The sequence below is a fragment of the Salinivibrio sp. ML290 genome, assembly GCF_001995695.1.
Lineage (GTDB): Bacteria > Pseudomonadota > Gammaproteobacteria > Enterobacterales > Vibrionaceae > Salinivibrio > Salinivibrio siamensis.
In genome coordinates, this window is the sequence record NZ_MUEY01000007.1 from 144,794 (window position 1) to 165,207 (window position 20,414).

The window sequence follows — 20,414 nt, forward strand, 5'->3', positions numbered from 1 at the left end:
AGTGGTGATCATTACGCATAAAAGCTTGGTAAAATAAAAGGTTCGCTAACACACTTCTTTAGGAGGAAGTATGCTGAATCCATCAACGGCAAAGTCGGTGATTGACCATGCCCTGTTTTTAGGAGCGGATTTCGCCGAACTCTTTGTCGAACGCCATCACTCAGGCAACGTGGAGCTGTTGTCTGGTGAGGTGGATAAAGTCAGCTCAGGGATTGATTTTGGTATTGGTATCCGGTTGTTTTTCGGTCATAAAGTGCTTTATGGCTACACCAACAGCCGCGATGAAGAACAATTGAAAAAAGTCACCAGCTTGCTGTGTGCGCGTGATAAGCGCGATCAAATCGCCACCGCTGGTCCACTTAATTTGTCCCATTTAAATGACAAACATCCGGTGTCTGAGCCGTTATCGACCGATCAACATGTGGCCGATAAGGTGGCGTTCTTACGCCAAGTGGATGCGCGTATTCGTGCCGAGAGCGATAAAATCGCGCAAATTATTGGTCGTGTCGGCCAACGTGAGCAACAGGTCGAGATTTTTAACTCTCACGGCCTGCATGTCACAGATACCCGCCACTACACGCGTATTGCCGCTACAGCGGTCGCAACTAACGGTGAAGAACAGTCAACAGGCTTTGATGCTCCCGGTGCACTCACAGGCTGGGAGTTCCATCAGGATATCGATCCGGTTGAGCTTGGCGAGCGTGTCGCACGACAAGCGCTGGTTAAACTCGGTGCCCAAGCCTGCCCATCGGGCGAAATGCCGGTGGTGATTGGCAACGGCTTTGGTGGGGTGATTTTCCACGAAGCCTGTGGCCACTTGTTAGAAACCACCTCGGTTGCTAAGCAAGCTTCCGTCTTCCATGACCAAATGGGCGAAATGATTGCCAGCCCTGTGGTGAGCGCGGTGGACGATGGCACCTTGGCGAATGCATGGGGCTCAATCAATATCGATGATGAAGGCATGGAAACCCAGCATACCCAGTTGATCAAAGACGGTAAGCTCACCTCCTTTATGGTCGATCACATGGGCAGCCTGAAAACCGGTTATGCGCGCACCGGCTCTGGCCGACGTGAGTCTTATAAATTCGCACCGACCTCGCGGATGCGAAACACCTTTATTGAGCCCGGCAACGACAGCTTAGACGCCATGATTGGCTCCATGGAGCGTGGCATCTACGCCAAGAAGATGGGGGGCGGCTCAGTCCAGCCCGGCACCGGCGAGTTTAACTTCGCGGTTCAAGAAGCTTACTTGGTCGAAGACGGCAAGATCACTGTGCCACTCAAATCTGCCACCTTAATCAGTACGGGACCTAAGGTGCTTAAAGAAATCAGCATGGTCGGCAAAGATCTTGCCCTCGCCGCCGGCATGTGCGGTTCGGTGAGCGGCGCTGTCCCCACCACCGTGGGCCAACCTGCATTGAAAGTCGATAACATCCTAGTAGGAGGCGGTAACGCATGAGTGAGCCAACCATTAAAGCAACCCTAAGCGATGCCGTCGATCAGGTCCTCAGCTTGGTTCAACAACAAGGTGCGCAAGCAGACGTGATTGCCAACGCCAGCGAAAGCTTGTCACTCAAAGCCGACCAAGGCGATCTCTCTGAGCACAAAGTCACCGCTGGTCAAGTGATCGGCGTGCGGGTGATCAAAGGGGATCAAGTCGCCACCAGCTATTCAGAATCGCTAGATAGCGACAGTCTTGCCAGCATGGTGAACGCCGCACTCACCAACGCAAGCTTTACCAAAGCCGACCCGGATCAGCAAATTCGCGCTGAAGGGCAGCAAATTGATCAGCAAGATCCCAGCTTGCTACAAGCAGATAACACCCCGATTGAAGACAAGATCGCGTTGGCGCTGGCCCTTGAGCAAGATGTGGTCAGCCAACCCCGCGCAACGGGGGCGCCCTACAATGGGTACAGTGAGCAAACCCAATATCAGTTGCTTGCTAATACTCTAGGCACACGCTGCTATCACAGTGAGCGTAGCTTTAGTTGCTACACCGCAGCACTGCTCAATCACGACGGTAAGCAAGCGATGCATCTCGGCGCCTCAGTGTCACGCCGCTTTGCTGATCTTGATCGCGCCCATGCAACTCAACTGGCCTACCAAACCGCTGACGCCTTGCTCGAGGGTGGCCCAGTGAAAACCGGTTCGTATCCGGTGATTTTTGAGCATGATTGTCTCAGCGAATTGCTGGGCGCCTTTGGCAGCTGCTTCTCCGGCGATGCGGCCAAGCGCGGGACTAATCCGTGGCATGAAAAAGTCGGCAAGCCCGTTGCAGATACGGCGCTCACCATCACCGATGTGGCAAGACTTGATGGCGGGATGCGTATTAAAGCCTTTGATAGCGAAGGCTTTGCCACCGCCGACACGCCTTTGATTGAAAACGGCGTCTTAGTCGGCTTTTTACACAACAGCGCCACGGCGCAGCATTTTGGTGTTCCCCATACGGCTAACGCCGGCCGCAGCCCCAAAGGCGGTTTGGATGTCACTTCTCGTCATGATGTGATTGCCGCAGGTAAACACAGTGATGCAGACGTGCATGCCGGTGAATATCTTGAGTTAGTGTCACTGCAAGGTGTGCATTCAGGCGCTAATGCCATCAGTGGCGACTTCTCTTTCGGTGCAAGTGGGTTTGTCTGCCGAAATGGGAAACGGGTTCGTCCGGTTCGCGGGATCACAGTCGCCGGCAATTTCTATACCATGCTCAATGAGATAGATGCCATCGGCAATACCGTGTTACCCAACTATGATGGCGCCTTCTTTGCGCCACGCATCCGCTTCGCCCGCTTATCCATCGCGGGTGAATAACGGCGCATCTTCTAAAGGCATCGGTTTAGGCTGATGCCTTTTTATTCTCGGTTTGTGCTTCCACACTGTGTACCGCAGGATTCATCTTTGCCGCCAAGTCGGTAAATGCCTGCAAGGCGACGTCACTGGTCAGAATACGCCCGTGCCCCAACCCTTCGGTGGCTAGCACAGTCACATGCGGGTAGCTGGTTGCTCGCTCGGTGACGGCGAAGGAGGCAAACCGGTCGTTTTTGTCGTGAGCAATCACCACCGGATGACGGCGACGCGACAATTTCTCGAGCGGCTCAATAGTCTCGATCGGATACCCGTGCTGATCGCCTACTTCTTGGACAATTTCATCAAATAACTTCAGTGAATACCCCGATTTACGGACCGTGGCGTATAAATTCTCGCGATAATTCAACACGGGGGCGACCAAAAAGAGCGGTAAATCATCCACCTGGGGGTGTTCGCTTTCCAACACCGCGGCAGCGCCCATACTGTGCGCAATCACCCCAGAGACATTATCGACTTGATCTAATACATCATTGATTGCCTGTACAAAACCGGGAATATGGCTCTCATTCCCCTCACTCTGTCCATGTGCGGGATGATCGAATGCCACCGCACGAAAGCCCAATGAGGCAATGTGCGCCATCAGAGGGAAAAACTGGCTGGCGGATCCAGACCAGCCATGCGTCAGCAGCCAAGTTGGCCCCGCCCCCAAACTATACATTTGCAAGACCCCTGCTTGGCTTTGCACTTGAGAGCGCACTAAACCTTCAGGCTCTGCGTTCACCATTGGACTGCGCGTTGGGGTGAGAAACAGCTTACGCGCCACTTTTCTAGCATGTCGAGGTGCCAAGCGGTGATGACAACGGCTCACCGCCCCCACGAGCGTGCGTTTGGCGCTAAAGCGACCCGGCGTTGAAAAATACACTTTTTTACTCATAGTCATTGAATCCTTAAAATCGAACGAGTGTTCGTTTTTACGCTGAAAAACAACCTCGTTGTTTTCAATGCGACACTCTCTTCATCTTATTGGGTAATTAGCGGCGGCTTTGCGCGAGCAATTGCTCAACACCATGCCAAAAGCGTGTTCCTTCCGGCGATTCAAGTGACAAACGCAGAAATAACTGGCTACTCAAATAGTGCCCATATAACTGATAAACAGCTTGCCACGTATCGAGGTCGGCACGAAACTCTCCGGCTTGTTTGCCCTTTTCAAATTGCGCGGCCAGGTAATCAAGCCACTGGCGAGTAACACGTTGCAACGCCTGATGGATGGGATCATTGCTCGCGCGCTGCTCATGCCACGCATCTAAAAACAAGCACTGACCCTGAAAGTGCTGATGCCAACCCATCCAATTACGCAGTAAGTGTTGCAATTTGGCCTCAATACTCGCGTGGTCCGCTTCACGGCTCGGGGTGATCACCCGCTCGACAAAGCAATCGCCCGCAAAATGGACCACGGCGATCTGCAAGTTTTCTCGCGAATTAAAATGCGCAAAGAGACCACTTTTTGACATTTGCACGTCGCGCGCCAAACTACCTATCGTTAAACTCTCCAACCCATATACACTGGCAGCTTCAAACGCGGCTTCGAGAATACGCAATCTCGTTTGCTCGCGCTTAGACAGCGAGTATGTTGAGTCTGCGGAAACGGCCATGACACTCTCCCTCAAAGCAGCCGAGTTGATACGCCACTATCTATTGCTAACAGTGGCGCAGTCGGTTCACTTTAACCCAACGATGCCTTCATTTATAGTACGAACGTTCGTTTTTATCCAATTGAGATTCGCTCCGACCGTGTCATCGCCTCCAACATTGGTAGACCTTTCATGCTATTGCACACTGACTCAGCAAATATTGCTGAAATTTTGCGCCATATTCTTTTTGGTTTTAATAAGTGCTTTTTTTATCTAGTAAGAATGTGACACAGGTCTTCATTGCATGCACCTTCCGGCATATGATGCCAAGCAATCGCTAATCCTCGAATACATTGAACGGGGTTAGAGCTTCACGTCATTATAATTCTCTAGATTGGAACGCCGACTATGACAGTTATCCTTTTAAATCTGATCGCTTTTGCGCTGTTGCTGGCGGTGCTTGTCAAATTGCACAAGCAACAAAAATCCTTATCCACACGTGTGTTTACAGGCCTCGGCTTGGGGGTTGCCTTCGGTGCGGCGCTGCAAGCGTTATACGGTGCTGACGGCGCGATCACGCGCGAAACCATCAACTATATCAATATCGTCGGCTCAGGCTACGTCAGCCTACTCAAGATGATCATCATGCCGTTAATTACGGTGTCGATTATTGGCGCGATTTTGAAAGTGAAAGACTCAGGCTCACTGGGCAAAATTTCCAGCTTGAATATCGGTATTTTGCTGGCCACCACCGCCGCGTCTGCGCTCATTGGTGTACTCGTCAGCAACCTTTTTGGGTTGTCTGCGCAAGATATCGTACAAGGTGCGCGAGAGATGGCGCGTGGTGCCGCCTTGGAGCAGCGCTTGGGCTCGGTCGAAGACTTATCACTAGCTGATATGATTATCTCTTTCTTCCCACAAAACCCATTTGCAGATTTAGCCGGTAGCCGTCCAACCTCGACTATCGCTGTGGTGATTTTCTCTGCGCTCGTGGGTATCGCTGGTGTCACATTGTCGCGCACTCAACCTGAGCTTGGCGAGCGTTTTGAGCGCTTTATGGATGTGGCTCAAGAATTAGTGCGTACGTTGGTTCGAATGATCATCGGCCTCACTCCCTACGGTATTTTAGCTTTGATGAGCAAAGTGGTAGCTGGCTCAAACGTAAGTGAAATTCTTGAACTTGCCAACTTTGTTGCCGCCTCTTATGTAGGCTTAGGTGCCATCCTAGTCATGCACTTGGTATTGATTGGCCTTGTCGGTATGAGCCCAATTCAATATCTCAAAAAAGTGCTCCCTGTGCTGACGTTTGCCTTTACGTCTCGCTCAAGCGCGGCCACGATTCCACTCAATATCGATTCGCAAATGAAGAACTTGGGTAACGATCCGGCCAGCGCCAATTTCTCAGCGTCATTCGGTGCCACCATGGGTCAAAATGGCTGTGCCGGCTTGTATCCAGCTATGCTGGCGGTCATGATTGCGCCTACCATTGGCATTAATCCACTCGATCCGGGCTTTATCGCCACCTTGGTTGCGATTGTCACTGTCAGTTCATTCGGTATTGCCGGTGTGGGCGGCGGCGCGACCTTTGCGGCACTGATTGTACTCTCGGCACTAGATATGCCAGTCGCGCTAGCGGGTCTGTTGATTTCTATCGAACCATTAATCGATATGGGTCGTACCGCTGTGAACGTGAGCGGCTCAATGACGGCCGGTACCCTCACCTCTCGATTGACCGGTGGCCAAGATAAGACCATCTTCGATCACCATGAAGTGGTGAAGCAAGACACGGCAAATGCCTAATTATTGAAAACAATAAACGTTACCCATGCCACGCCCATGCGTGGCATTTTTGTGTTCGTACTGAGCCTACATAAAGCAACGTCATGCGATGACCTAATCCCTTACAACTTGTAAGAAATTATTTCAGCGATTACACTCTGCAGCACTGTAACTGCAGGGATCCCCTGCCAACCGTGAGATAATCAATGAGTATTGAACAAACGCTTCAGGCGCGCAGTGGCGGCCAATGTGAACTCTGCACCAGCCCAGACAACTTATCTGTGTATGAAGTCCCGTACTCGCCCGACACCACAGCGAACAGTTGCGTATTGGTTTGCAGCACGTGTCACGACCAACTTCAACACCCAGACAATATGGATGTGAACCACTGGCGCTGCCTGAACGATAGTATGTGGAGCCAAGAGCCTGCGGTACAGGTAGTTGCCTATCGCCAGCTCTCTCGCCTTTCTAGCGAAAGTTGGGCGCAAGATAATCTTGATATGATATATATGGAAGACGATGTCCGTAAGTGGGCAGAAACCGGTCAAGATATCGAAGAAGTCAAAGTATTGGACGCTAACGGCGTGACACTGCAAAAAGGCGACGACGTGACCGTGATTAAAGATTTGCCCGTTAAAGGCTCAAGCCAAGTGATCAAACAAGGCACGGTGATACGCGGCATTAACTTGACCGATGATCCTACTCATGTGCAAGGAAAAGTAAACGGCCAAACCCTGTTTGTGATTGCAGAATTCTGCCGCCGTAAATGAGCCTCAAAGCAATTGATGGGTCATCTTAGCCCACAAGCGGCGTCCTGGCGGCGCCGCGTTAATCACGCTTCCGCACAGTTTACACTGTAAAACGTTACGCCTTCCTCACCATCAAACCAAATAGATTGAACATTGGCAGCCCTTCGCCTATTTTCAAACCATGGCATTCGCCACCTGCCTCTTTTAATTGGATTTTTGCATGACTCGTAAGCCGTTTGTCACACTGCATAGCAAAGCCGCACTCATTTTTATTTTGGGCTTGTTGGCCATTTTTATTAGTAGCCTCATGGTGACACGGTATTTTTTTCTTTTCGGTATCAGCCATTTAGAAGGTATTGAGATTGCCCGATCCAATAATCAAGCTCAAGCCATTATCGAGCGGCTCATTAATAATCAAGCAGAATATGCTATCGATTGGGCGCATTGGGACGATACCTACGAATTGGTTAACGGACGCAATCCCGACTTTGCAGCAAGAAACCTAGAGGACGCCAGCTTAGAGTCTTTGGGACTCAACCTGATGGGGTTTGCTGATTTAAACGGGAACGTGATCGAAGCTAAAGTATTGAATGAAAAGGACGAGCACGCTTTTATCTCCGACATATATCAATCAGCGCCGGTGCACAACCACATCACCCAAAGATGGAGTACTCAACGACAATCCTTAGCTGGCTTACTTGAACTGCGCGGAAGAATATGGGTGATCAGTGTCAGCCCAATCAGAGACAGCTCAGGACAGGCTGAAGCTGCTGGGTGGATGATATGGGGCCAAGCACTGACGGGACGTTTTCCATCTGCCTATGAGAATATTTTGGCGGGTAAAAACACCCTCGTTACAACAACGTCAATTTACGCAAACACCGAGCTTCCTTCCATCGCACGGGATAATACCTACATTTCACGCCTGAGTCCGCTCCACGATCTCAATGGCGACCTTATCGCTATTTTAAAAACAAAAGAGCCGCGCCGCTATTACCAGCAAGGTAAGCAAGTGTTTTATTACTTGATTCTCGCGTTGGTTATCATCAGCGCGCTCATTGGCGGCTCGGTGTATCTCCTGTATCGACGAAAAGTGACTAAGCCGTTTATCTCTTTCGAGCGTGATGTAAGTGATCTACTGGGAGACACTGCGTCCCCATCCAAGTCAAAAGACACATTCAAACGCATTACCCAGCAAATTGAAGCTCTAGCTCAGTCTTCGTCACAAACAGAGCAGCAATTAAAAGAAGCATTATCAAAATTCGATGCGTTATATCACAGCCAACATTTGGGGATGATTGTTTTAGAAGGAGAAAAGATTGTTGATGTCAACCAGGCGCTTTTACAATTGCTCGGTCATCAGCGTAATACCTTACTGCATCGCTCTTTTGCCACACTGGTGATCAATGATGACTCTGCACTTAAACAGCTAATGCAATTTGAGCAACACCCCGAGCGTGAGACAACGCATTTTGAAACCACGTTACAAAGTGCCTCTGGGCAACCTTTAAATTGCGCCATAGAGGTGATCCGCCTCGAACGACAAGAAAACGGCGCCGTAATGCTTGCCGTAAAAGACATGAGTCAACAGAAGCGACAAGCCGCCTTGATTGAAACCTTGTCTCAACATGACACCTTATCAGGGCTGCTCAATCGGCCCGCAACCATTAAAGCATTAAACGAGGCCTTATCAGGGCCTAACCCAGTATCCACCATCTACTTTATTGCCACTCGGCTGCGTGAAATCTATGAAATATACGGCCATGCAGCTTATGACGGTGCCGTGAAACACATTGCTGACAGCCTGAGCCATCGTTTTCACGGCGTTACTGTGGGGCGTTTGAGTGAAAATGAGTTTGTGATCTTTAGCCATAGCAACGACGATAACAAACTCATTAATGAAGCCAACGATGTGCTAAGAGACAGTACTAACCATTCGACCATTACCGATACCGAGTTTGATATTGGTTTAAAAGCCGCGTTCGTTGATTCCCATCTTCAATTTGAGCACTTCGAAGCACTGGTGCACTGTGGCTTTTATGCGATAGAACAACAGCATGGGCCCAAGCAACATGTCATTATCGTAGACGATGCTCTGGCTCAAGCAGCTCAAGAGACCTTGGTGATCAACCGGAACCTCGTTGCGGCGCTCAAAAATCATGAGTTTACCGCTTTCTTTCAACCCATTGTCAATGCGACATCCAATCAAGTGATCGGCTTTGAAGCATTGGCTCGCTGGCACCATCCGGCTTTGGGCATGATCTCACCTGGTATCTTTATACCATTAGCGGAAAAACACAAACTCATTATTGAGCTCGACGAGCTGGTGCTAGAAAAAGCCTGTGCCTTTTTACAACAAATTCAACAACACTGGAGCAAACAGTCACAACATCGCCTGACTATTCACATCAATTTATCAAGCCCACACTTCGGCGCAAAATCCCTCGTCACCAACCTCAAACGGCTTATTCAGCAATATCAATTGACGCCTGGACAGCTGGTATTAGAGGTCACTGAAAGTATTTTGCTTGGTGCCGATCAGGAAACAATAAAACGGATGCACGATCTTAAAGCGCTTGGCGTCCAGCTTGCACTCGATGACTTTGGTACCGGCTACTCGTCCTTCAGCTCTTTGTGCAATTTCCCGCTCGATATTGTCAAACTCGACAAATCTTATATGAGTGAAATCGAGACAAATGAAAAAGCAAAAACACTGGTACGCAGCATCATCAACATGGCACAAGAGTTAGGAATGACTACCGTAGCAGAAGGTGTCGAAACCGCCTCACAACTGCGCATTGTTAATGTGTGGCGTGTCGATGAAATTCAAGGGTTCTATTTCTTCAAACCCATGAGTGCGGAGCAAGCGTTGGATAGGTTCGTGGGCAAAAACTAATAACCCGCTGGCTGAAATTCATTATATTAATGCTCCTAACCATGATAACCGTTTATGAAGCCCATCATATTGATGTATGAAGCCGACTGCATTTCAACGGCAATGCCTTTCAGCGTCTATTATTATGTATAATATCGCAGTTAAACCTACGATACTTTAGTATTCCAGACTTATATCGTTGTCCTTCGACCAACTACTGGTAACTCATGATAATCACGCTTGAGTTTAGCGATGAGAAGCGTACCACTATCAGCAGTTGACGTCATCTCGCCAGTTTAACTATGAGCGTTTCACTTATTATATTGATTCAGGCTCACGCGTTTATCTCTAACAATCCCTAAAAGAAAAAGAGCGAAACAAATCAAGTAAATAGTCGTCAATATACCATGGATTAGTAACTTATATTTAACGCTTTTGATCTTGTCATCCGTGACCGGAGAAAGAGTATTATCTAATATAATCAAAGAGGAGCCATCATGATCATTTTGATTACTTATTATCAGTCCTGACAAGGGGTAGTCTTTGGAAAACTCAATTCCATAGATATATCCTATTAATGTATTGATTACATGATGACCTATTCTAGAATCAGGCAGAGAAATTATCCAATCAGAGATGTCTTTTGCTGACATCAGGGAATTATCTTTTACTGGCTCCTTGACTTTAATTTTAACCTGGCATTGCTCTATATTTTCAGACTTCAAATTCTCAATATAATCAGATTTTGAGAGATAACCTGAGCTTTTATCACGAACACTTCCAATGACAGACAACAGATTGTTGTCATCCTTAATCCTAGAGTCATTCATACAGAGCATAAATCCAAATTTAAACGGCATCGCGAGTGCTCCTCGAATATGAATATAATCTCCTTCCGATGTATATTCAATACTTTCCAAGTTTCCTTTTTCTATATTTATATCTTGTTTAAACTCAGTAACACCACTATATATATCGTATGAGCGAGAAGATATTACATTATAAAAAAAGCCGCATGAAAAATGAGAAAAAGCAGTGCCCAAAAACACTTAAATGACGGCGTTCCAAAAAGTGAGAGCCTATCATCATTAATATATTCATTGTAGTTTACACACTCAGTGCTGAGTGCTATACCATTTGTTTTAGAGCAGTGTAATATATATGACTCGCCAGGGGATAATTTTTTTGCGGATCTCTGACAAGAATAGAGTCAATAACTTTATAAGAGTCAAACTCCTCTTTTCGCTGAGGAAGTTTACACTCCCCCTCGATTTTCATTAATCGATGCATACGTATAATTGCAAACGCTATTAATCCAACCACAATCAATAAAAATATCAATGTAATAGAAAGCCCCAAAGGGAAGTTAGCAGTAGACATAATGAGGCTAAAAATAGATATAGGTAGAGGTAAGAATAAAAACGCCTCGAGATAGACCTTATCAACAGGCCTCATCACCCACTCTTTTGGCAATTGTTCACTTTTCAACCTTTCATGAATCAGATCGATATCATTTATGTGAGTGGCAAACAAAGCATCTTTATAAATAAGACCTTTAACCTTAATGTGAGATTCTTGTTCTGAATAAATTTTTGGCGGCCAGAATATAGATTCAACTCGTATATTATCAATACAGTGATCAAACCAACGATTTTGGAAACCTGGTGACAACCATACAGAATTATATTTACCCTGATAATGATACACTGATTTTTCACTAAACCTACGCCTATATATTTTACGCATTTTTATTAAATCATTATCAGAAAGAGTGCTATACTTTTCTACCTGTTCTCTAAATTTGAGAATAGATTCATCTCTCTCCTTTTTTCGGGCACTATTATCATATAACCAAGAAAAAAGCGTCACACTCATAACTATTAAAAGAATAGTATATATAATCAACAAAGAAAGGCCTCCTATTAATGGGGATAGTTATGAGTACAATAACGAAAACCAGTGATGAAAGTCATATCAGCTATCTGCAAAGATATTGATTTTTGGACCGGTGGCGGGCGATGTTTTTTGTTGTTCTACTATTTCCGCTAGCGTCTTCTTGTAGGTTTCATCGCTCATACTTCGCCAGTAACGCGGGTCGCGGCCAGTTTGTTGATCATGGGCAGCGGTTACAGGGTCTTTGGCTCGAGCTTCTTCTAATACCAACATATCTGGCATCGGTTGACTCACATCCATGTAACGCTGGATCATATTCCACAAGCGCTGGTACTCCACCACTCGCTCGTTGGTGCCAATTAAGTTACTAATAGGTACGCCCACAGAGTAAGGCTGATAGCGATGAACTAGCATTAAGTTATAGTTCAGATGGCCTTGCGGACTCGGTGCTGACATCAACACACAGTCAAATTCAATAAAAGGATGCGTAAAGCGCACTTTATTGCCACGCTTATACAAGGTCACCATCCCGGTCTGACGGTTTAAGCTGTAAACAGGTTTGCTTTTTAAGAAAGGGGCTAGGAAATAATAGCCTTTACATACCAACTTGTAGTGTCCCCATATAAGCAAACAAGGAAGAGTAAAATAAAGGGTTAGGCCATAGGCAATTATTGACCAATCATCCAATCTTTTATCCCAGCTTGCGTAACCAAATAATAATGGATAGAGAAACACTGAATAAGCCAAAGGCAGAAATAAAACTAGTAATATTTTTGCCAATCCTACCATAAAAAAATATAGTTGAGACCAGCCTGATAAAGRTTCACTATCTAGGCTTTCTTCGGTCCAGAATGAAGGCTTTTCACTTCCTTCTGTCTCTTTTATTTTAGATGGTAATGTTTCTCGAGCAAGTGATAAAGTAATGGTGTCATTTGCCTTGGTAAAGGGGAATACTTGCCCTTTGGTTAGTAGCCGCTGCAAAAAGCCGTGCGGTGGTTTTGTGGGTTGTAGCGATAGCTGCTCGGTGTTGTAAACCATATTAGCTATCTGCAAAGATATTGATTTTTGGACCGGTAGCGGGCGATGTTTTTTGTTGTTCGGCTATTTCCGCTAGCGTCTTCTTGTAGGTATCATCGCTCATATCTCGCCAGTAACGCGGGTCGCGGCCAGTCTGTTGATCATGGGCAGCGGTTACAGGGTCTTTGGCTCGAGCTTCTTCTAATACCAACAGATCTGGCATCGGTTGACTCACATCCATGTAACGCTGGATCATATTCCAAAGACGCTGGTACTCCACCACTCGCTCGTTGGTGCCAATTAAGTTACTAATAGGCACACCCACAGAATAAGGCTGATAGCGATGAACCAACATCAAATTGTAGTTCAGGTGACCTTGCGGACTCGGTGCCGACATCAACACACAGTCAAACTCGATAAAAGGATGCGTAAAGCGCACTTTATTGCCACGCTTATACAGCGTCACCATCCCGGTCTGACGGTTTAAGCTATATACAGGTTTGCTTTTTAAGAAAGGGGCTAGGAAATAATAGCCTTTACATACCAACTTGTAGTGTCCCCATATAAGCAAACAAGGAAGAGTAAAATAAAGGGTTAGGCCATAGGCAATTATTGACCAATCCTCCCATTTCTCTATCCATTCTCCTTGACCAAAAAGTAGAGCATATGCGATTAATAAATAAAATAATGGCAAGAACAAAATTAATAGTATTTTTGCCAGCCCCACCATTAAAAAGTATAGTTGAGACCAGCCTGATAAAGATTCACTATCTAAGCTTTCTTCGGTCCAGAATGAAGGCTTTTCACTTCCTTCTGTCTCTTTTATTTTAGATGGTAATGTTTCTCGAGCAAGAGATAAAGCAATAGTGTCATTTGCCTTGGTAAAGGGAAACACTTGCCCTTTGGTTAGTAGCCGCTGTAAAAAACCGTGCGGTGGTTTAGCGGATTGTAGCGACAGTTGCTCAGTATTGTACATCATTAACTATTACCTGATTATTATTGCATTAGGAGCTTGACGCTGGTGTGTTAGCGACCAAGGTGGCGTTAGCCCAACCAATGTCGCTATGATCCTCTAACTCAAAACTAGGGACAGGACTTATTTCTGCATCTTCTTTGTTTTGGTCGAGTTCTAAAGTCGGGAAGCTGACCCCTTCTACCTCCAACCTTGTGCGGGTTATAAATACAGGTTTGTAGCGATTAATATACGAACGCAGTGGCAAAAGGCTGTAATCTGAACTGATACTAGGTACATTCAGATTATATGCAACAAAATGTGCTTGGCCTTCATCTGTTTTTTCTGTATGAATTATTCTTAAATTATCTCGGCTGAGGTTAACGATTTCACTGGTCGAGCGCAGGTTCCCCGTCCTATCGGTCGTCTCTGTGATTTTTTCGATCGCCTGGCGGGTATAAAATTCAATATCAAGTGTTTCTTCGTTCAATAATGAGGCTAAGTTTGTATTGACATGTATTACGTGAGTGGCACCAAGAGACTGCATACGGCGTTTTAGTTTTTCAGCAAAAACCGTCTCACTCTCAAGGTGATAGGCTTTCGTCGATAGGGTTAAGAACATGCCCAACAAGCGCTCATAGGCCGTTATAGGATCTAATAGGTGCTGATAGTCTTCATTGGGCTCTTCACCGAAGGGGCCATGCGTCATCCAGTTTTCTAACGGACTATTTTTCGAATATGAAAAGAGCACCAAGCCCGCTACTGATACACCTATACCCAGCCAAGCAATCGGGCCCATAGCAAATAGTATTGGTGCATTGGTAGCAAACAACCCTGTCGCGACTGTGGTAACGAAGGTGCCTATCGCCACCATCCCCATAGCAATACTGGCATCAATATCATTGTTTTGCCATAGACGAATCGCATCCCAACCAGCAATCGCCGCGGTTAAAAAACCAGCGGCAAGGCTGGCTAGGCCTATGACGCTCACTCTACCAAGTAGCCTTACTGTATTACTTTTAGACGCTACCCAACCGACCAGAGAACCGGGCACTCTAAAAGCAGTAGCATTTGATACAGTCGCAAGGCGAGAGGCATTTTGTGTGTAAAGATTTGAGGCATGTACTGTAGCGATTCCTAAGTCTGCTAGGACGCTGCCAACTTGCGCAAGTGAATAAACATCACGAGATCGTGTTAGATTACTAAAATGTTGAGCATTCACCATCAGGTTAACAAGCTCAATAACCGCAATAAAATAAGGAACACGTAGTCCCTCGTAGGCATTGCTGGCCGTCTGGTTGACATTGTTTAACGCTCGGCGGGTGTTGGCTTGATTAAAGGCTTCTGCCATCTGGCTGTCTTCTGACACCACAACCACTTTTAGTGGCAACTTAGGCCCAACAGCTGCGCGATCAACGCCGGGTATATCGCTAGACCTAAACGCATTTTTACCGGTTGAGGCCACCAATTTCCCTGACGCATTTTCATACATACGTGCCATGGGTGCTTTTTTTTGCTTGGTTTTAATGTATTCCCGATCAATATCACTTAGGCCCCAAGTCAGGCCATGCCCTGCTACGCCAACGACAGTCCCTTTAAACGCCTTTCCACCGACGGGTTGATAGGTGATGTCCCCCAACATTTCACTATTTGCTGATTTCATTAACCGCAAAACAGGTGCATAGGCGCTGTTAAACTCAATGACCTTTGCTTCATCAGCCAATTCTTTGCTCAATTCCAACAAGGTTTCGTAATAACCTCGAAGAATGGTATCTAGGGTATTCGCAACCCGTCGCACAGAACCAAAGTCGCCCTCTTGGTTGTTGTTGGCGGACGACACTGAGGCAAGWTCGAAGACTCGCAAATCTTCATCTTGAATATCCTGACCCTTTTTAAACCACAATGCGAGTAACTCAGGCGTTGCCAACCCATCGCCTAGATTAACWGGCTCTGGCGGCTCTTCCAACAACTCGTCCAAGCTAACACTTTGTTCTGCAGGGAAAAGTATCGGGTGCAAAGCTGAGCCGCCACTGGGCAGTAGAATATTCTTTGCTGTATCTAAATAGGGAGACATCCCCCGATCTTCATAGTGAGAGAGTTGGTCAAGTTTTTTCGTATTCACGCAAAGCGCAGATACCGCTTCCCCTACCAGCTTTTGGGCTGCCGCTGCATTGATATCGTTGAGTGAGCTGATATCTCGGATCACCACAGCCAGCCGCGGTTCCTCAATAATGCTTTGTACGTAACCTTGCAAATTTTCTATATCGGTGCAGCATATTTGACGCTCTACGGTGCGCAGTGTTCGATGAAAACGTCCCCCTAAGAAAGTATCCATCTCATCGTACGCAGCATGTGACGGATTTTCATTTTTGCCAAACTTGGGAGGAACAACTAACTTTTGCACTAACTCCGCAGAGCGGTAATGAGGTTGTTGGCTCATATCAACGTAAATTTGTTGCATGTAAGCCACACCACTTCGCGCGAGGTAAGTATGGTGTCTAAGATCAAAAAGCGGATCATCCAGCACAATGGCTCTTAAGTGACGTTGCTTGGCTTGAGCAAGATAGTCGTCTGTCGATTCCGCCTCCCACATTTCGCTCTCTCCAGAGTCGGGAGAAAGAATGTCCATCAGTGCAGAGTGTCTGAGCACATACTCGTAGCGGTGAGGTTGATGATCATAATACCGAAGCATATTCGGCGCGGATTCGCCATCTTCCCTCATGGATTCAAGCTCTCCCTTCACCGTTTGATAGGTTTGATTAACCCAAGCGCCGGATAGATCGCGATTGAGCTGCATCGGCTCGGCAAGGAAGAACTCTAATTCAGGCGCCCTCACTCGCATAGCAGGTAACGCTGTGACTTTCAGTATGTCTGACCCATCAACCACATTAAGACTGTCTAGCGCTTTAGCACGTTGCATTAACTGCTCTGGGTGTGCCTCAAGATAGTTCAGACGGGGCGCACTCCATTGCACTTCAGAAAATGCAATATGAACAACGGATTGCTCGTTTTTTGCTTTCGCGGGGATCCAAATCTCACCTAAGGGCATTCCTGTCGCAACACGTTCTTCATCTTTAAAGGGTTGATCTCGCCCCTCTCGATAACGATAGAGATGAACGTCTTTTAAGCACATTTCCCCGTCTTCAGGTGTAATGTGGATCTCTCGCCATGCTTTGTGGTTATAAAAAACATATAAATACCCCGCGCGAACAGGTGCCACACGGTCCGCATTGGTAACGGATTCCTGATATGACGGCAAAAGAGTGAGCGGAAGCACTGAGTGAACCAAGTAATCTTGTTCGTCTTGCTTTCTCTCAGTCACTGTTACATTTTCAAATAACGGTAGCTTAATGGGACCATCGTCGGCATCCACTTTCAACCAGACGTTACGATTTTCTTTCTCGTCGCTCCAGTCCCAGCTGTATATCGTGGTGTCATCGAGTTCGGGGTCTACCTTCTTCTTGGCTTCAAGAGAAGGTTGCTGCGTCATGTCTGTTAGATCATAAAAATCAAAATCCTGCTCTGCTCCATGTTGTATTCCTGTCACTTCAATAAGAAGCTTTTTGCCATCGCATGCAGGCGCTGAAGAAAACTTATCAGACATTTAAATACTCCCTAGACACCCATTTCTCTAATTGTTCCACAATGCTCGTTTCAGTCTGTCCTGGTGCGATTGTTAACGATGCTTCGTCCAAACTGATCGCATTTTCATGTAGGAGAGAGTGAACCTTATTGATTAACGCTTGGCTCTCTATTTGATGCTTTGCACAAAAGTGGCTAACTGCTTTTTGTTTGGGCCAGTCAAACATGTCAATGCCTTGCGTTTCAGCCCATTGCTGTATTTCTTGCTCTGTGTGCTTTTCGTTCAATGCATCTTTCTGTGAATCCGTCAGCTGCCACAATGACGACGATGCTTCTACGGTATTTGCTCCGAGGATATGCACCCACTCAGGTTGTCGACTGTGTATCTTCTGGTACACATAAGCCCCAGAGAGAATACCGAGCCAATCAGCGGTATCACTTGGTTCAGCAAGCAACAAAAAATAGCTTGCTACTGCCGGTACGTAGTAATGTAAAAAGCCTTTTCGCGCTGCTGAAAACTGCACTTGAAGGCGATTTCTTAACTGCGCTAGAACAGCGTCGAACCCTACCGTGTTTGGAGCCGAAAAGTATAAAGTCCTATCTTTGGATAGCTTATCGACAATGGGGTCATTCGCTCTCAAAGGAATAACAAGCGGACTACGCTCTATCATCACTGATAGCGGCGTCGATAAATAAAGTGGTTCAATATTGTGACCAGCAATAAGTCCATAAACCTCTTGATGCATGCCGTCATAGTCACTCACTAACGCATACCAGTTTATCGGCTCATCACCATGTGTGGATGCTAGATGTAAGCTCATACGTTGTTCCCACAGGGGCAGTCTGATAGCGGGCAACTACCGTCAGGTTGTTTGAGGCACGCTTGCGTAATTGGTGTTTCAGATTTAACGTCGGCAATAACTTGTTGCACAAGACTCGCCGTCGCTGGAACAGCGATAAGCGTCGGTGCCCCTTGCTGTGTTTCTGATGTGGTCATTACATCAACCGCTTGGATATCGGGGAGTGGCGCGGCTTCGGGATCGGCTAAGGCGTCGATGGTTTTTGGACGCTTGGCCATTTGGCCATTTGGCCATTAAAGCCTGGGCCACTGCCTGCACTGCCGCCTGAGTTTAGGTTCACTGAGGCACCAGAAGCATGCACGCCAGCTGCGTCCACTTTCACAAAGCTACCGCCGGCACTTAAGGTAACTTCTGCACCGGCTTCGATCACCAGTTTGGCGCCCGTTTTTAGGTGAATGTCACTCCCTGCATCTACAGCATGAACCTTACCGACTTTATAGTGCTCACTGGCTTTGACGAGGTTGGAGTGGTTACCACCAATACGGGTGCGACTCTCACCCTCCACGGTATGATGCGCATTACCCATCACACGATGAAATTGGTCATTGTGCACCTGATGGTGATTGTCATGACCTATCTCAGTCACCCGGTCGTTTTCTACCTCGGTGTGCCAGTCTTTTTGTGCGTGTAAATACACTTGCTCACTGCCCGATTGGTCTTCGAACGTGAGTTCGTTGTAGCCCTCGCCTTGATGACTCTCACTGCGCCAAACCGTCTTGGTTTTGTGTGCCGGCAAGGTATAAGGCGGCACATTGGTCGCATGATACGTGCGGCCGGTGATAATCGGTTGGTCCGGGTCACCGTGTAGGAAGGACACAATCACTTCATGGCCAATGCGGGGTATGGCCATCATGCCGTATTGGCTGCCTGCCCAGCCTTGCGCCACCCGTATCCAGCAGCTGCTTTTGTCATCGCCGTTGGAATAACGGTCCCACGGGAAGTGGACTTTCACTCGCCCGTGTTCATCACAGAAGATTTCTTCGCCATCCGGTCCCACCACGGTGCCTATCATGGGGCCATCCACTTGAGGTTTAGGCATGGGGGTTGCACGCCACGGGGTAGTAGCAGGGATAAGCATAAACTGGTTGTTGTAGGTCGTGGCCCCTTGGCCGCCCTCTTCTTCCAGTGCTTGCGGTTGGCTGCCTTGGTGGTGCACCCGTACCACTTGCCACGCTTGGTTGACGCCCTCATCCAGATGGTCGCTGATGGTAAAGCGATAGCCGGCTCTTAATGCCGGCTCATTGCTTTGGCCGTTGGCATGCTCGGCCTCACGGCGTAAGTACTCGAGGCGGGTTTGGTTAAACGCCTGCCCGGTGGTGTCGTCTTTAAAACGGCCCGGGAAGTCAAAGTGCTCGTAGCTGTCGGTACGCTGGTAATCAATGCCATCGGCTTGCGCGGCTTGTTGGAAGCTGTAGCTTGGCTTTTTAAAGCTGTAGTCTTTTAACGCCGTGTGGCTAGGGCGAGCCGCAGTGTGGCGTGTCAGCCCATAGATATACGGCGTATCGGTGCGTCCGCCACTGACAGCATTATAGGGCACAGGGCTGTCAAGCTGGGGCAAGCTGTCGGGCGCATCGGTTATTATCAGGGTGTGGGTCGTAGCATCGTGCTCATGGTGATACACCAAGCCTTCTTCTGCCGCTAAGCGGTGGAAGAAGGCTAGGTCGCTTTCTCGATGCTGGACACAGTATTCACGTTCGGCATAGTCACGGGTTAGCGAGAAGCTAACCTCCGTCACCCCCATTGCGTAGCATCGTGCTCATGGTGATACACCAAGCCTTCTTCTGCCGCTAAGCGGTGGAAGAAGGCTAGGTCGCTTTCTCGATGCTGGACACAGTATTCACGTTCGGCATAGTCACGGGTTAGCGAGAAGCTAACCTCCGTCACCCCCATTTCCGTGAGCAGGGTGTCTAGAATAGTCGGCACGGTTTGGTGCTGGAAGGTACGACTGTTTTGGCGAAGCGACAGGCGATATAAGGCAGGCACCAAGGTTAAACGGTAGCGGGTAAAGTGATGACCAATGTCACCTTGGCTAAAGGCACTGGCGATGCCCTGCACCCGTTTGACCAGCTCGCCATTGCGCCACAGTGTCAGCTGCACCGGCTTGTCGACCACTTGCTCTGGCGTGATGTCGGTATGGCGGCTCGCCAAGGCCACCTCATACTGGAACCCATACACTGGATTGCCATTCAGACCGGCTTGGTGAGAGAGGCACTCGTCCCCTTGGTAGTCCACCACCACGAACGGTTGCGGGTCTAGCCCCGCCACGGTTAA

General features: G+C 47.7%; 14 protein-coding genes and 2 pseudogenes. 5 read left to right on the forward strand and 11 right to left on the reverse strand.

The genetic code is table 11. From position 1 onward, the window contains the following. The first annotated feature begins 70 nt into the window (after positions 1 to 70). Together BZG23_RS08240 and BZG23_RS08245 are read left to right on the forward strand one after the other, a co-directional pair. Positions 71 to 1,459, forward strand: coding sequence for a TldD/PmbA family protein (locus tag BZG23_RS08240; protein WP_077606625.1), 1,389 nt, complete (start codon positions 71 to 73; stop codon positions 1,457 to 1,459). Continuing rightward, the gene (locus BZG23_RS08245) at positions 1,456 to 2,808 is read left to right on the forward strand and encodes a TldD/PmbA family protein (protein WP_077606626.1); all 1,353 of its coding nucleotides are present in this window, start codon (positions 1,456 to 1,458) and stop codon (positions 2,806 to 2,808) included. Before BZG23_RS08240 ends, BZG23_RS08245 begins: the two co-directional genes overlap by 4 nt. Before the next feature lie 25 nt (positions 2,809 to 2,833). On the opposite strand, the gene BZG23_RS08250 is transcribed toward BZG23_RS08245, so the two are convergent. Next, on the reverse strand, positions 2,834 to 3,739 hold the full coding sequence (locus tag BZG23_RS08250) for an alpha/beta hydrolase (protein ID WP_077606627.1): 906 nt from the start codon (positions 3,737 to 3,739) through the stop codon (positions 2,834 to 2,836). Positions 3,740 to 3,836: 97 nt separating this feature from the next. Next, positions 3,837 to 4,427 carry a TetR/AcrR family transcriptional regulator gene (locus BZG23_RS08255; RefSeq protein WP_046076083.1) on the reverse strand — a complete coding sequence of 197 codons (591 nt, stop codon included), beginning with the start codon at positions 4,425 to 4,427 and terminating at the stop codon, positions 3,837 to 3,839. A gap of 417 nt (positions 4,428 to 4,844) precedes the next feature. Here BZG23_RS08255 and BZG23_RS08260 point away from each other — a divergent pair, with 417 nt between their 5' ends. The 3 genes from BZG23_RS08260 (at position 4,845) to BZG23_RS08270 (ending at position 9,860) form a co-directional block, all read left to right on the forward strand. Beyond that, the gene (locus BZG23_RS08260; RefSeq protein ID WP_046075893.1) at positions 4,845 to 6,236 is read left to right on the forward strand and encodes an L-cystine transporter; all 1,392 of its coding nucleotides are present in this window, start codon (positions 4,845 to 4,847) and stop codon (positions 6,234 to 6,236) included. A 185-nt stretch (positions 6,237 to 6,421) separates the two neighbouring features. After that, positions 6,422 to 6,985: a PhnA domain-containing protein gene (locus tag BZG23_RS08265; protein WP_077579173.1), complete on the forward strand. Its 564-nt coding sequence runs from the start codon at positions 6,422 to 6,424 to the stop codon at positions 6,983 to 6,985. A 199-nt stretch (positions 6,986 to 7,184) separates the two neighbouring features. Further along, positions 7,185 to 9,860 (forward strand): EAL domain-containing protein, encoded by a 2,676-nt coding sequence (locus tag BZG23_RS08270; protein ID WP_077606628.1) that lies wholly within the window; start codon positions 7,185 to 7,187, stop codon positions 9,858 to 9,860. Positions 9,861 to 10,150: 290 nt separating this feature from the next. On the opposite strand, the gene BZG23_RS08275 is transcribed toward BZG23_RS08270, so the two are convergent. The 9 genes and pseudogenes from BZG23_RS08275 to BZG23_RS08315 all read right to left on the reverse strand — a co-directional run. Further along, on the reverse strand, positions 10,151 to 10,888 hold the full coding sequence (locus BZG23_RS08275; protein ID WP_131825373.1) for a hypothetical protein: 738 nt from the start codon (positions 10,886 to 10,888) through the stop codon (positions 10,151 to 10,153). A gap of 79 nt (positions 10,889 to 10,967) precedes the next feature. Beyond that, positions 10,968 to 11,747 carry a hypothetical protein gene (locus BZG23_RS08280; RefSeq protein ID WP_077606630.1) on the reverse strand — a complete coding sequence of 260 codons (780 nt, stop codon included), beginning with the start codon at positions 11,745 to 11,747 and terminating at the stop codon, positions 10,968 to 10,970. A 66-nt stretch (positions 11,748 to 11,813) separates the two neighbouring features. Continuing rightward, positions 11,814 to 12,770, reverse strand: coding sequence for a hypothetical protein (locus BZG23_RS08285; RefSeq protein WP_077606631.1), 957 nt, complete (start codon positions 12,768 to 12,770; stop codon positions 11,814 to 11,816). A gap of 1 nt (position 12,771) precedes the next feature. After that, on the reverse strand, positions 12,772 to 13,728 hold the full coding sequence (locus BZG23_RS08290) for a hypothetical protein (protein WP_077606632.1): 957 nt from the start codon (positions 13,726 to 13,728) through the stop codon (positions 12,772 to 12,774). A gap of 25 nt (positions 13,729 to 13,753) precedes the next feature. Then, positions 13,754 to 17,305, reverse strand: coding sequence for a toxin VasX (locus BZG23_RS08295; RefSeq protein ID WP_077606633.1), 3,552 nt, complete (start codon positions 17,303 to 17,305; stop codon positions 13,754 to 13,756). Then, positions 17,298 to 18,104: a DUF4123 domain-containing protein gene (locus BZG23_RS08300; protein WP_077606634.1), complete on the reverse strand. Its 807-nt coding sequence runs from the start codon at positions 18,102 to 18,104 to the stop codon at positions 17,298 to 17,300. Before BZG23_RS08300 ends, BZG23_RS08295 begins: the two co-directional genes overlap by 8 nt. Further along, positions 18,101 to 18,361 (reverse strand): hypothetical protein, encoded by a 261-nt coding sequence (locus BZG23_RS16900; protein ID WP_077606635.1) that lies wholly within the window; start codon positions 18,359 to 18,361, stop codon positions 18,101 to 18,103. Before BZG23_RS16900 ends, BZG23_RS08300 begins: the two co-directional genes overlap by 4 nt. Further along, positions 18,328 to 19,884 (reverse strand): annotated as a pseudogene (gene tssI / locus BZG23_RS08310) (type VI secretion system tip protein TssI/VgrG); the annotation flags it as partial. The gene BZG23_RS16900 and the pseudogene tssI, both read right to left, overlap by 34 nt. Beyond that, a pseudogene (locus tag BZG23_RS08315) lies at positions 19,875 to 20,327 on the reverse strand (contractile injection system protein, VgrG/Pvc8 family); the annotation flags it as partial. The pseudogenes BZG23_RS08315 and tssI, both read right to left, overlap by 10 nt. Between the last annotated feature and the right edge of the window lie 87 nt (positions 20,328 to 20,414).

Coding starts and splice junctions, on each gene's coding strand:
- BZG23_RS08240 (WP_077606625.1), top strand. CDS start 71: ATGCTGAATCCATCAACGGCAAAGTCGGTGATTGACCATGCCCTGTTT.
- BZG23_RS08245 (WP_077606626.1), top strand. CDS start 1,456: ATGAGTGAGCCAACCATTAAAGCAACCCTAAGCGATGCCGTCGATCAG.
- BZG23_RS08250 (WP_077606627.1), bottom strand. CDS start 3,739: ATGAGTAAAAAAGTGTATTTTTCAACGCCGGGTCGCTTTAGCGCCAAA.
- BZG23_RS08260 (WP_046075893.1), top strand. CDS start 4,845: ATGACAGTTATCCTTTTAAATCTGATCGCTTTTGCGCTGTTGCTGGCG.
- BZG23_RS08265 (WP_077579173.1), top strand. CDS start 6,422: ATGAGTATTGAACAAACGCTTCAGGCGCGCAGTGGCGGCCAATGTGAA.
- BZG23_RS08270 (WP_077606628.1), top strand. CDS start 7,185: ATGACTCGTAAGCCGTTTGTCACACTGCATAGCAAAGCCGCACTCATT.
- BZG23_RS08290 (WP_077606632.1), bottom strand. CDS start 13,728: ATGATGTACAATACTGAGCAACTGTCGCTACAATCCGCTAAACCACCG.
- BZG23_RS08300 (WP_077606634.1), bottom strand. CDS start 18,104: ATGAGCTTACATCTAGCATCCACACATGGTGATGAGCCGATAAACTGG.
- BZG23_RS16900 (WP_077606635.1), bottom strand. CDS start 18,361: ATGGCCAAGCGTCCAAAAACCATCGACGCCTTAGCCGATCCCGAAGCC.